The sequence below is a fragment of the Bacillus cereus group sp. MYBKT111-2 genome (assembly GCF_051915205.1).
Classification (GTDB): Bacteria; Bacillota; Bacilli; order Bacillales; family Bacillaceae_G; genus Bacillus_A; species Bacillus_A paranthracis.
On the sequence record NZ_JBQAEG010000001.1, the window covers coordinates 503,515 to 514,652 of the forward strand.

Consider the following 11,138-nt stretch of genomic DNA (forward strand, 5'->3'; position numbering starts at 1 on the left):
AACGTTTTGTTCTTCTTATAAAATGAAGAACAAAACGTTTCATACACGCTTTTACTTATAAGCGCCTCTTCTTACCCACTGCGTTGCAATCCATTTCTCACCTTTCGTTACAGGTGCCCCTCCGTGTAACGTAAGCTCATTTAGTGATTGATCTTGATAGAAATACTCAAAGTATACTGCCATTCCCTTTCTAGGGTGCACAGAAAGATTTAATTTCGGAAAGAAAGTTTCTCCGCCTTCTTCTACATCATTTAAGTACATGACAAGCGTACTAATACGATTATTAGCAGCTGATCTACTATGTTCGGCAAAATAATCATAGTGTGCTTTATATTGTTGATCCACTTCATAATTTAAAATGTGTAATCCTTCTCCATGCGAAACAGGAACATTCATGATAGATGAAATTCGTTTTTCAATCTTCGCAGTAAGTTCATTATCATCTAAAAATGCACCACTACTCGTTCGAATATCATTTACATCACGCGATGAACCAACTTTAGAACGTGCTAATTTATTTTTAGACAATTCAATTAATTCATCACACTCTTCATCACTTAATACATTTCCTAACACGACAATAAGAGGTTCTTCGAATTTTGAAATAATTTGTATTTCCCTATCTTCTGTCATAATTGCATTTCCTTTATGATCAAAAATAGTTTGTTCCTTATTTTCATCTATTTGATTGTTGTTTGTCATTTCCCTATTCTCCCTAAAAATAATGATTGGATAGCATGAATATATCATATTCTTTCTACCTTTCTCTTTTTTGAGAAAATTTAAACTTTTAATTGTTTTATTTATCCATTTCCTTTTAAAAAACAGCCTATTTTCAAATGATAAATCATGGTTTTTTATCCATATATTTCACATACTATCCTTCTATCCAATCGAATATTTTCTCATCTTTTTTTCTATACCGAAAGCTTACTTTATAGAAAACTTCCTGTTTTATTTTGCACTGCAATGAAACGAGAATAACGTCGTTTTCAAATACGTAATTTCCACTCGCTTCGCCCTTTTCATATGAAAAGAAAAAAGTATCTTCCTTTTCTTTTTGCCGTAAGTCTTTTTTTATATTTGTAATAGATTGATTTAGTATTTCCTCCAGTACAAACTTTTGCTCTATTTCAATATAAAATTTTTTATCTATAAGCAACATATTCGTTTCGTATATAAAGAACGAAGTTAATAATATAAGAAAAATGATTGTTCCTGGCATCGTAAATCCATCTTGTTTTATCATACATGTATTCCCATTTCGCTATACCTTATAGCTACACCTTCATATTTTTTCCCGCTCCTATCTTTCACATTGATAAAGAGCAAATGAGGTGTTACTTCATACGAAACCATTTCAACATTTTGTAATATAACTTCTCTTCCGCGCATGTTCACTTTTCTTATAAGGTGATTATTCAATTTTTCATACGTCACTTCATCTCCAGTGCGAAGACGGAAGCGCAACATACTCTCTCTATTTTCAGGAACTATTTTTTCCACAAATGATACTTCACGAAACTCTAACTGTACTTGTCCTACAAACACATCCCATTCCCAATTATTTAACCCTTTTGATTGCTTGTTTTCTATTCCAATAAAGCTTAAACGTGGTAAGAGTAAAAAGAAAAGTGATAACAGAAAAAAACATACGATCATTTCAATTAATGTAAATCCAACTTCTAATTCATTTTTTCTCCCGCATAAAAGCATTGTTCCATCATTTTTCCTTTCACATCTTTCCACATCGCACAAACTTCATTTCCTCCCCAATATGTGTAATATACATTTCCATTTATGACTTTTTCTTTCTGTTGTTTTGCCTCATTCTCATACATATATAAAGCCGCTTCTTTTTTTAATAATACAAATGCCTTATAACGAATTTGTATGTTTTTTCGTTCTTGCATAATCAATACTGTTTGCGGAAGTAGTAAAGATACCATCATCATTACTATACTTAATGCTACAAGCATTTCAGCCATCACTGACCCTTTTTGACATTTCACGATACGTAAATCTCCCTCTTCCAAGCTGGAATACAATCTCATATTTATAACTTCGATACGAAAGTAAAATCGTGCCACCTCTATTAATATTCCCACTCGGATTATATGTCATCGGATTTGGAAAAGTATTCAAATCCAATTGTATATCGCTATCATATTCTCTTTTAATGATAGAATGATCCATACTCGATTCCCCTATATAATACATATGTCTATCTTTATGCCATCGTAATGTATAGTGTTTTTGACGATTTATAGCTAATTGTTGCATATACAAAATATCATTTGAAAACTGTCTTAAAAATTGTTCAATTTTTTGTTTTTCATATAATGAATGTACATGAAAATACGTGACCACACTTAGTACAGAAATGGCAAATAAAACGAGTAGCATTTCTAAAAGTGTAAAACCTTTTTGCTTCACTGTTTCCCACTTGTTACTGTGCCATCATTGGAAATATGAATCGCTTCACCATTCGGACACTTATCAGCTGTAATATATTTATCATCACTTAACTCTTTTAGTGTAGGAATTTTATTATGTTGTAGTTGGTATACTTGTACTTGTGCTTCTATAGATTTCACATAGGCTTTACATCCTTTTCCTTCAACGGATGAACGCTGCGTAACTACATTAGGAATAATTAATAGTAATAATACAGTTATGACGACCATAACTAATAACATTTCTAAAAGGGTAAACCCTTCCTCATTCTGCATGTAAATGCCTCCTATATAGAATTCATCATTTGAAACATTGGCATAATCATCGCTAAATACATAAGAACGACTATTCCTCCAATACACGTAAATAAAATCGGTTGAATAATCACTAACATACGGTTAATTTTTTGCTCCATCTTTTCCATAATCAGATCACTATAATCACCTAATTCAATCGCCAAATTACCGTTTGCTTGGCCATGTGTAATAATATAAGAAAGTTCTTCCTCATAATATCCACTTTTAGCAATAATAGATTGCAACGATTCTCCTGCAATTAATTGGCGTTCAATTCGACCCGCTTCATATCGAAAAAACGGATGGTATTTTTGTTCCATCATTATTGTTAGAGCCTCAAGTACTGATAGCCCACCGTGTAATAAACCGCTCAATTGAGTAGCGAAATAATGCGAATGCTTTAAAATAAGAAATGTTTTTACGAGGGGGATACGAAGCATAATTTTTACCTGCTTCATATGTGGGAGTTTCCGAAAGTAAAATATATATAAACTACAGCCAATTGTAACGATAAAAATAGTGCTAAAAATAAGATAAGGTAGTAGCTTAATTGCACTTAAAATTTGCTCTGTAAATAACGGTGCTGTAGAACCAAATGAACTATATACCATGTCAACTTGTGGTAATAAAATGCGGTTAAAAATCAAAATCATGATTATTAAAAAGAACGCCAAAAACATAGGATACTGCATTATTTTCATCATATCTTTCCTATACTTATCCTTTTTATAAAGAAGTGCACTCCCTTGTTGCAACGCAAAAGAAATATCACCATGTTGCTCGGCATAAAATAAATAGCTTAACATCTCCTGATGAAACTTTAATTGATGAAAAGAATCGTGTAGACTTTTTCCATTTTTTAATCCATCAATCATGCGCTGCAATTGTACTTTCTTTTCTAAAGGTAATTGAAACCGTAAAAATTCTAATGCCTGCAAAAGAGAGTATCCTTTTTCTAATAGTTCTCCTAATCGTTTCAGTAATATTACTTGATCACTTAAACTCCATATTTTCTTAAACATAAACATCCTCTTCTAAAAATCCTAAAGCGTATCCTTTTCGCAACGAAGACTCTAATGTCTCATGCTTGTACGTGACACATTCCCCGTTTGCTTCTTTAATCGCTTGTTTTAACTCATATCCATATAACAACTCATAAATACTCGCTTGCCTTACTTGCCTCATTGATTTACATACAGTTGAGCACTTTCTTTTACAAAACGGACACTTCAATTCAACAAGTCGCTGTGCAGCTATAGCCAATAAAGATTGTTCAATCTCTTGCCTTGTTATGCCAAAGTCCATAAACCGAAGTATTGCTCCTTTCGCATCATTCGTATGCAGTGTCGTCATTACTAAATGGCCAGTCAAACTTGCTCTTATAGCGATTTTTGCTGTTTCTTCATCACGAATTTCACCCACTAAAATAACATCTGGATCATGACGCAAAATAGCCTTTAGTCCCGCCTCATATGTGATACCTGCTTTTTCATTTATTTGAACTTGTAATACATCGTCATTTCTTTTTTCAACTGGATCTTCCAGTGTAACGATGCGGCGTGTTTTCTTTTTTCTAATTACCTCTAATAATGCATACATTGTTGTTGTCTTCCCCGATCCAGTCGGTCCAGTAAATACGAGTAACCCATGGGAATAATGTAAAAAAGAAAGTAGTTTCTTCGCTGTACTTGGAAATAACGAAAGATGAGATAACGGCTGAATAGATGCTTGTAAATGAAGACGAATAACGAGACTTTCTTGATATACAGTTGGAAGCGTGGAAAGACGTAAATACACTTCCTGTCCATCCATTTGTAAATACAGTGAACCATTTTGTGGCTTCCGCCTCTCCCCTATATCCATGGATGCTAAAAATTTAAAGTGTGAAACAAGTTTTTCTCCAAATTCCTTTTCAATGTATTGTTTCGTCATTAAATCTTTCCCTATGCGCAGTTGAATCACTACATCCTTCTTCCGGGGCACAATATGTAAATCCGAAGCTTGTACCCTACACGCCTCTTTCAAAATCGTATTCGCAAAGCTTTCAATTCCATTCATCATTTTTCCCTCCCCACTATGTATATAGCATGAAGAAATCCATCTGAAAAATCGGTATTTTTGCATTTTCACTAGATGAAAAAGGAAAAATATGTTTGTGAAATTATGAACAATTTCCGAATTATTGTCTAAAATTACCTATACCCATGTTTATCTGTATTATAATGTTATTATCTTGGATAAAGTGATAAAGGTGGAGATCCTCATGGAACAAGCTTTAAAAATTACAGGTGTTTTAGCTGACCCAACTCGTTATTACATTTATAAATATATTTCTCAAAAACATAGTTACGTAACTGTACAAGAAATTGCTGATGAGTTTGACATTCATCCAAACGTAGCGCGTTTACATTTATCTAAATTAGAAGATGTTCATATGCTGAAATCTGAAACGAAGAAAACTGGAAAAGGCGGACGACCAAGCAGATTATATGTATTATCTGAAGATGTTATCCAATTACAATTCCCATTCCGTGACTATCAATTGTTAGCAAGAATCGCGTTTAATTCTTTACTTAGCCTTGGTGCTGCTGGTGAAAAAGCGCTCTACGAAACAGGGAAACAATTCGGGGCCGAATTAATGCAACAACATATGCAGCGCTTAAATGTGAGCGAAGATGCTTTAACAGTGGAGCAAAAAGTTCAAATTGCAAAGGAAGCCTTTTCAACAGCTGGCTTATCACCTGCATTTGAATTAAGTGCAGATGGAACAAAAATTTTCTATGATGTACACAATTGTCCATTTAAAGAAGTTGCTGTCCATCACCCAACTGAAATTTGTAATATGCACGGAGATATGATGAAAGGGATTTTTGAAATCCTATTCCCTAACACGGAATTAACACGAAATGATAGTTTACTAGATGGATGTAAATCTTGTAATTATAAACTAACAATTTGATTTCTCATATAAAAAGAAGCCAATTATAATTGGCTTCTTTTTATATGAACGAATATTTACAATAGTAAGAAAAATAAACTATAATGAAGTGAGGTTTACTTTTTTTAGAAAAGGAGGGAGATGGCATGGAGCGCATGTTTCGCGTTCTCGGCTTTTGGACTGGAATTTTCTCGGTTATGTTTTACGTAGGGGATATGCATTCGACTGCACTACTATTTTTAGGACAAACAGGATTCTTCGTACTTTTAAGCTATTTAAATTTAACAGAGCGTATGTATATATACGTATTCGGGGCATATTTAACTGTTTTCTTCATAGGATTTACATACTACACGACATTTTTACTTGTCCCTGGGGCTGGACATTAAAAGATGGCATTTTGCCATCTTTTTTTTAATCCCGGAATTCCCTAGTTGACTTATAGGTTTTATTGTTTTATATTCTATATAACAGATTGGAATTAGGGGGAATCATCATGAATACACTGCTTGTCGGAATTAACGTTGCAGTCATGCTCATTTTAGTTGGCGTATTATATTATATGCAACGTAAGCATGTATCTTTTAATAAACGTGTATTTACCGCTTTAGGAGTCGGAATTATCTTCGGTCTTATATTACAATTTATTTATGAGCCAACTTCTAAAGTAATTATTGAATCAAATACTTGGTTTGGCTTAATCGGTAACGGTTATGTGAAGTTACTTCAAATGATCGTTATGCCACTTATTTTAGTATCTATTATTTCAGCATTTACAAAATTACAGTTAACGAAAAACCTTGGTAAAATTAGTGGTCTTATTATCGGAATTTTAATTCTGACTACAGGAATTGCTGCAGCTGTCGGTATCGCTGCAAGTGCAGGATTTGATGTATCTGCAACAGGCCTGCAACAAGGTGATGCAGAATCTGCTCGTCTGAAGCTAGTTGAAGAAAGATTTACTTCTATTGAAAAAACAACAATTCCAGATAAATTATTAGAACTATTGCCTACAAATCCATTTCTTGATTTAACAGGCGCTCGTCCAACATCAACAATTTCTGTTGTAATATTTGCAGCCTTTATCGGCATCGCCTTTATAGGTGTAAAACGAAAATATCCAGAACAAGCAGAGCTATTTAAGAAAATGCTTGATGCTGTATATGCAATTGTAATGCGTATGGTAACATTAATTTTACGTCTTACTCCATACGGCGTATTAGCTCTTATGGCAAAAACAGTTGCTGGTAGCGACATAAATGCTATTTTAAAACTTGGTAACTTCGTGTTAGCGTCTTACGTGGCACTTATCGTAATGTTCGTTATCCACTTATTATTAATTGCTCTATCTGGTTTAAATCCAATTCAATATTTGAAAAAGGTGTTCCCTGTATTAACATTTGCATTCACATCTCGCTCTAGTGCTGGTGCAATGCCATTAAATATTGAAGCTCAAAAAGAAAAACTTGGTATTTCTGAAGGGATTGCAAACTTCGCAGCCTCATTTGGAGTATCTATCGGACAAAACGGTTGCGCAGGTATTTATCCAGCAATGCTTGCAATGATGGTCGCTCCAACTGTAGGAATTGATCCATTACAACCACAATTTATTTTAACTTTAATCGCTGTCGTTGCTATTAGCTCATTCGGTGTTGCCGGCGTTGGTGGCGGTGCAACATTCGCAGCGTTAATCGTACTATCTACAATGAACTTACCAATCGGTATTGTCGCTCTTGTTATCTCAGTTGAACCATTAATCGATATGGGGCGTACAGCTCTTAACGTAAGTGGTTCTATGACAGCAGGTCTTATTTCTAGTAAATGGCTTGGTGAATTAGATCAAGATACGTACAATCAAGATGATACAAAAACTGGTGAAATTGCTTCATAATGAAAAGGACGCTAACAAAACGGTTAGCGTCCTTTTTTAGTTCTTTTCATCTTCCTCTTTATCTTTTATACATAAGGCATAACATATTGTTTCAAACACTATGTACAGATATAAAGAAATTACACCGTTTTTCATTTTTTTAATAACTATTAATTATAAACTACAGATTAACTATTATTCCTCACCCGCAAACTGTAAAAATTCTTCCAACCGCTCCTTTAACTCCTCCTCTATCTCACAATAAGATTCATCAACAAGTTCACCACTTAACTTACTTCCCCAAAACCTTATTGGAAGCGGTACTCCAAAAAAATAACTACAACATTCCCAGATAGGAACTGTATAAAATTCAACCATCTTTCCTTCTTCATCTAATACAGCTATCGAAATTGATGAAGAATATCCTGTTTCAAAAGGATTTTCTTTATCTCTGATGAGTTCTATAAATAATTCCATGTTTTTTTCTATGTACAAATGTGAATAATCTTTAAAAAGTTTAAATGCTATTCTCTCTATTTCCTTCTCCATGCATTGAATGTTCTCTTTTAACTCCAATGTAAAATCTCGTTCTGTATACTTCATCTCCGTCTCCTTACACATAGAAAAAGAGAATACAATAACATATTCTCTTTCCTCACATATACTTCATTATCTCACAGCCCGTCCTTTTCACAAATAACCATTTTGTTCGCACCATTTATGAAATTGTCCTACGTCTACTCCAACTAACACGATATCCTTTAGCTCTACCTCAATGATTTGTTCTCCAATTACAATAGCAAACTGCGATTCTAATTTTGTCTCGTTTTTCTTTACAATTCCAATTCGGTTCCGATGCGGTCCATCTTTTATATATGCTTTTTGTCCTACAATATCAAAGTTCAAGATCTTCACCTCTTTTACTGCGCTCAAATTGGAAATACGATCTCCACCTCGGAAAATTTCCTTTCATTGCACTATTTCTCTATATATATGACGAAACAATAAAAGAGTCCTTCCTTCTTTACAATTATTTTTTCTTTGTTTCATTTTTGTGATTGAAACGTAAAGTTTATAATAAAATACACTTGGAAGCGCTTTCTATGTAATTTTTTATGTTATAATGTATAAGTAGAACTTCGTAAAGAGGGTTAAAAAAAATGAATACAAAAATGATAAAAAAAGTAATTGAAGCATTAAAAGTATATGGCTTTCAAAATGTATCATTCTGTGACAAAACGAAGCAATTTTTATTTCATAACGAAACAGATATTATGAGCGGCTATGCAGAAATAACATATAGTAGTCAATTTGAAAAATTCAACGTACAAATTCATCCTATTGAAACGCATCACCAAGCAGAGTTACAAGAGGTTGAAAGACATATACAAGCCTGTATAAGAAAAGTGGAATATTTAAACGCACTTCTTAGCGGACAAACGAAACTAGATGATAAAATTATTATAATGTAAAAAAAGAACGTGATAGTCTCACGTTCTTTTTTTACATTATACATTCATCTTTTCTTTCAGTTGTAATCCCGTAATAGACTCTAATACATCCATTGCTTCTCCAAATGTCATGTCAAAAATTGTTTTATCTTCTATGTATGGAAATTGTCTGAAACGCTTTTCTAACATTTTCACAGCATCCGACGTAAAGTGTGCACTATCGATGCCAAATTCTGTTTCAAGAAGAACGATCCAATCTAACACATGAAAACCTAATCCATTTACGAATGAAATAAGTTTTTCTTCTGACTGTGAAGATAAGAATACGTGTCGTTCCATCTCACTAAAAAGTTCTTCTCCTAAAATATGAGCTAATTCATCATCATGTTCGCGGTCAATGATTTCTTCATAACCATAATCATCTACAAGCTCCTCAACTTCTTCACTATCTGCAAAAAGTAATTGGCTAAGAAGTGCCTCTTTCTTAAATTCGCTATTTTGTACGACTTCTAAAAAGCTCGTTTCCCATCCATTTTCTAATTTCATATTATGTACTCCTTTATATATGTTTCTTATCATCACTGTACCCAAAAGATCACTTTTATAACCTTGTATACCGTTACTATTATTTCACATGATTCATAACATAAGATGCAAATTCTGCTGCATCTCCTTCAAAAAAAATCCCCATCTTTAAAACTTATTTGCGTTTAAATGATGGGATGCTTCATGATCTTCTTTTATTTTTTGCTTTTTATAACTTTCATCAGCTAACATTTCTAGTTCAGCTGTTATCTCTGATTTTTCAAGCTCTCTTTCTTGCGAAAACTTCCTTGAAATATAAACAATAACACTACCAACGTACAACACAAAGCATATAATAAGTGCAGTATTTTCATAGAGACTTAGCTCCAACACAGTCACTCCTAATCCATTCGTATTTTCACGCTTCATTAATTGGAATCTCCCTACTAATCCATTTGCTATTGTAACATAAAAACACCGTTTCTTGGAATCTTTCATCCTACTAAAAGAGGCATGATTGTTTCATCATGCCTCTGAAATATGTTGAATGATTGTTTGAATTGCTTCTTTTCCATTATATTTTTTTAGAGCTGTTCTATACACTTCATTATTTTGATTTAATTCTTCGACATGCTTTATAAGAGAATTGACAGTCACATCTTCTTCATACAGTACAGAGGCATATCCTTGTCTTTCAAATGATTCTGCATTTAATATTTGATCTCCACGACTTGCAAATTTCGATAGTGGAATTAAAACCATCGGCTTTTGCAATGTTAAAAACTCAAAAATGGCATTAGAGCCCGCACGTGAAATAACAAAATCTGTTATGGCTAATATATCTGGCAGTTCTCCGTGTACATACTCAAATTGTTTATATCCTTCTTTATTTTGTAAACTATCATCAAGATTACCTTTTCCGCAAAGGTGAACAATTTGATATTTTTTCAGAAGTTCTGGTAACGCTTCTCGAACCGTTTCATTAATTTTTTTTGCGCCCAAACTTCCTCCCATGATTGTAATAACTGGCTTTTTACGTGAAAAACCTAAAAATGCTAAACCTTTTTCACGATTTCCCTTTAGTACTTCTTCACGTACAGGAGATCCTGTATAAATTACTTTTTCTTTCGGTAAATGTTTCGCAGCTTCTTCAAATGTAACAAATATTTTCGAAGCGAAACGGAGCGCAATTTTGTTTGCTAGTCCTGGCGTCATATCAGATTCATGTAATAAAACTGGTACCCTGTTTAACCATCCGCCTATTACAACTGGTACAGATACGAAACCACCTTTTGAAAAAATCACATCCGGTTTTAGTTTTCGAATCCTTACATACGCATCCATAACACCCTTCATCACAAGAAAAGGATCTTTTATATTTTTCAAATCAAAATAACGGCGTAGCTTTCCGCTCGCAATACTATAGTACGGAATGCCTTCCTTTTCTATAATCGTTTTCTCAATTCCTTGATGAGAACCAATATAAGAAATATCCCAATTTTGTTCTTGTAAATGTGGAATGATGGCTAAATTAGGTGTTACATGCCCTGCCGAACCGCCACCTGTAAAGACTATTTTTTTCATACGTCTCCCCCTTCTAG

17 protein-coding genes are annotated in these 11,138 nt (G+C 33.5%); 4 read left to right on the plus strand and 13 right to left on the minus strand.

Features of this window, described 5'->3' with window-relative positions:
• Nucleotides 1-51: 51 nt before the first annotated feature.
• The 8 genes from ACTFNE_RS02680 to comGA form a co-directional block, all read right to left on the minus strand.
• Complete coding sequence (locus ACTFNE_RS02680; protein WP_046197831.1) at nt 52-702, minus strand: 2OG-Fe(II) oxygenase; 651 nt, start codon at nt 700-702, stop codon at nt 52-54.
• Between the two features lie 175 nt (nt 703-877).
• A complete protein-coding gene (comGG, locus tag ACTFNE_RS02685) occupies nt 878-1,249 on the minus strand; it encodes a competence type IV pilus minor pilin ComGG (RefSeq protein WP_000595196.1) in 372 nt (123 codons plus the stop codon).
• Complete coding sequence (comGF, locus tag ACTFNE_RS02690; RefSeq protein WP_000923058.1) at nt 1,246-1,716, minus strand: competence type IV pilus minor pilin ComGF; 471 nt, start codon at nt 1,714-1,716, stop codon at nt 1,246-1,248. The genes comGG and comGF overlap by 4 nt, the downstream gene beginning before the upstream one ends.
• Entirely contained in the window at nt 1,686-1,988 is a 303-nt protein-coding gene (gene comGE / locus ACTFNE_RS02695) for a competence type IV pilus minor pilin ComGE (protein WP_000829518.1), read from the minus strand. Before comGE ends, comGF begins: the two co-directional genes overlap by 31 nt.
• A complete protein-coding gene (comGD, locus tag ACTFNE_RS02700; RefSeq protein ID WP_270705370.1) occupies nt 1,981-2,436 on the minus strand; it encodes a comG operon protein ComGD in 456 nt (151 codons plus the stop codon). Before comGD ends, comGE begins: the two co-directional genes overlap by 8 nt.
• On the minus strand, nt 2,433-2,732 hold the full coding sequence (gene comGC, locus ACTFNE_RS02705) for a comG operon protein ComGC (RefSeq protein WP_001178695.1): 300 nt from the start codon (nt 2,730-2,732) through the stop codon (nt 2,433-2,435). Before comGC ends, comGD begins: the two co-directional genes overlap by 4 nt.
• Before the next feature lie 11 nt (nt 2,733-2,743).
• Entirely contained in the window at nt 2,744-3,775 is a 1,032-nt protein-coding gene (gene comGB, locus ACTFNE_RS02710) for a comG operon protein ComGB (protein ID WP_046197830.1), read from the minus strand.
• Nucleotides 3,768-4,811 (minus strand): competence protein ComGA, encoded by a 1,044-nt coding sequence (gene comGA, locus ACTFNE_RS02715; protein WP_074543056.1) that lies wholly within the window; start codon nt 4,809-4,811, stop codon nt 3,768-3,770. The genes comGB and comGA overlap by 8 nt, the downstream gene beginning before the upstream one ends.
• Nucleotides 4,812-5,016: 205 nt before the next feature.
• Here comGA and ACTFNE_RS02720 point away from each other — a divergent pair, with 205 nt between their 5' ends.
• The 3 genes from ACTFNE_RS02720 to ACTFNE_RS02730 all read left to right on the plus strand — a co-directional run bounded on the left by ACTFNE_RS02720 (nt 5,017) and on the right by ACTFNE_RS02730 (nt 7,582).
• Complete coding sequence (locus ACTFNE_RS02720; RefSeq protein WP_000434109.1) at nt 5,017-5,712, plus strand: helix-turn-helix transcriptional regulator; 696 nt, start codon at nt 5,017-5,019, stop codon at nt 5,710-5,712.
• 125 nt (nt 5,713-5,837) lie between these two features.
• The gene (locus ACTFNE_RS02725; protein WP_000440714.1) at nt 5,838-6,080 is read left to right on the plus strand and encodes a DUF2626 domain-containing protein; all 243 of its coding nucleotides are present in this window, start codon (nt 5,838-5,840) and stop codon (nt 6,078-6,080) included.
• Between the two features lie 107 nt (nt 6,081-6,187).
• A complete protein-coding gene (locus ACTFNE_RS02730; protein WP_001094339.1) occupies nt 6,188-7,582 on the plus strand; it encodes an L-cystine transporter in 1,395 nt (464 codons plus the stop codon).
• Between the two features lie 174 nt (nt 7,583-7,756).
• On the opposite strand, the gene ACTFNE_RS02735 is transcribed toward ACTFNE_RS02730, so the two are convergent.
• Together ACTFNE_RS02735 and ACTFNE_RS02740 are read right to left on the minus strand one after the other, a co-directional pair.
• Entirely contained in the window at nt 7,757-8,164 is a 408-nt protein-coding gene (locus ACTFNE_RS02735) for a hypothetical protein (RefSeq protein WP_270705371.1), read from the minus strand.
• Nucleotides 8,165-8,251: 87 nt separating this feature from the next.
• Nucleotides 8,252-8,467: a DUF3912 family protein gene (locus ACTFNE_RS02740; RefSeq protein WP_001008331.1), complete on the minus strand. Its 216-nt coding sequence runs from the start codon at nt 8,465-8,467 to the stop codon at nt 8,252-8,254.
• 254 nt (nt 8,468-8,721) lie between these two features.
• Here ACTFNE_RS02740 and ACTFNE_RS02745 point away from each other — a divergent pair, with 254 nt between their 5' ends.
• Nucleotides 8,722-9,033 (plus strand): hypothetical protein, encoded by a 312-nt coding sequence (locus ACTFNE_RS02745; protein WP_001093243.1) that lies wholly within the window; start codon nt 8,722-8,724, stop codon nt 9,031-9,033.
• Between the two features lie 36 nt (nt 9,034-9,069).
• On the opposite strand, the gene ACTFNE_RS02750 is transcribed toward ACTFNE_RS02745, so the two are convergent.
• The 3 genes from ACTFNE_RS02750 to murG all read right to left on the minus strand — a co-directional run bounded on the left by ACTFNE_RS02750 (nt 9,070) and on the right by murG (nt 11,121).
• Nucleotides 9,070-9,558, minus strand: a complete 489-nt coding sequence (locus tag ACTFNE_RS02750) for a hypothetical protein (protein ID WP_000764274.1) — start codon at nt 9,556-9,558, stop codon at nt 9,070-9,072.
• Nucleotides 9,559-9,705: 147 nt separating this feature from the next.
• Nucleotides 9,706-9,966 (minus strand): DUF3966 domain-containing protein, encoded by a 261-nt coding sequence (locus tag ACTFNE_RS02755; RefSeq protein ID WP_000817964.1) that lies wholly within the window; start codon nt 9,964-9,966, stop codon nt 9,706-9,708.
• 96 nt (nt 9,967-10,062) lie between these two features.
• Nucleotides 10,063-11,121, minus strand: coding sequence for an undecaprenyldiphospho-muramoylpentapeptide beta-N-acetylglucosaminyltransferase (gene murG / locus ACTFNE_RS02760; protein WP_046197828.1), 1,059 nt, complete (start codon nt 11,119-11,121; stop codon nt 10,063-10,065).
• Nucleotides 11,122-11,138: the final 17 nt, after the last annotated feature.

Coding starts and splice junctions, on each gene's coding strand:
- ACTFNE_RS02680 (WP_046197831.1), bottom strand. CDS start 702: ATGACAAACAACAATCAAATAGATGAAAATAAGGAACAAACTATTTTT.
- ACTFNE_RS02725 (WP_000440714.1), top strand. CDS start 5,838: ATGGAGCGCATGTTTCGCGTTCTCGGCTTTTGGACTGGAATTTTCTCG.
- ACTFNE_RS02735 (WP_270705371.1), bottom strand. CDS start 8,164: ATGAAGTATACAGAACGAGATTTTACATTGGAGTTAAAAGAGAACATT.
- murG (WP_046197828.1), bottom strand. CDS start 11,121: ATGAAAAAAATAGTCTTTACAGGTGGCGGTTCGGCAGGGCATGTAACA.
- comGE (WP_000829518.1), bottom strand. CDS start 1,988: ATGGCTGAAATGCTTGTAGCATTAAGTATAGTAATGATGATGGTATCT.
- comGF (WP_000923058.1), bottom strand. CDS start 1,716: ATGCTTTTATGCGGGAGAAAAAATGAATTAGAAGTTGGATTTACATTA.
- ACTFNE_RS02745 (WP_001093243.1), top strand. CDS start 8,722: ATGAATACAAAAATGATAAAAAAAGTAATTGAAGCATTAAAAGTATAT.
- comGA (WP_074543056.1), bottom strand. CDS start 4,811: ATGAATGGAATTGAAAGCTTTGCGAATACGATTTTGAAAGAGGCGTGT.
- ACTFNE_RS02730 (WP_001094339.1), top strand. CDS start 6,188: ATGAATACACTGCTTGTCGGAATTAACGTTGCAGTCATGCTCATTTTA.
- comGG (WP_000595196.1), bottom strand. CDS start 1,249: ATGATAAAACAAGATGGATTTACGATGCCAGGAACAATCATTTTTCTT.
- comGB (WP_046197830.1), bottom strand. CDS start 3,775: ATGTTTAAGAAAATATGGAGTTTAAGTGATCAAGTAATATTACTGAAA.
- comGC (WP_001178695.1), bottom strand. CDS start 2,732: ATGCAGAATGAGGAAGGGTTTACCCTTTTAGAAATGTTATTAGTTATG.
- ACTFNE_RS02750 (WP_000764274.1), bottom strand. CDS start 9,558: ATGAAATTAGAAAATGGATGGGAAACGAGCTTTTTAGAAGTCGTACAA.
- ACTFNE_RS02720 (WP_000434109.1), top strand. CDS start 5,017: ATGGAACAAGCTTTAAAAATTACAGGTGTTTTAGCTGACCCAACTCGT.
- ACTFNE_RS02755 (WP_000817964.1), bottom strand. CDS start 9,966: ATGAAGCGTGAAAATACGAATGGATTAGGAGTGACTGTGTTGGAGCTA.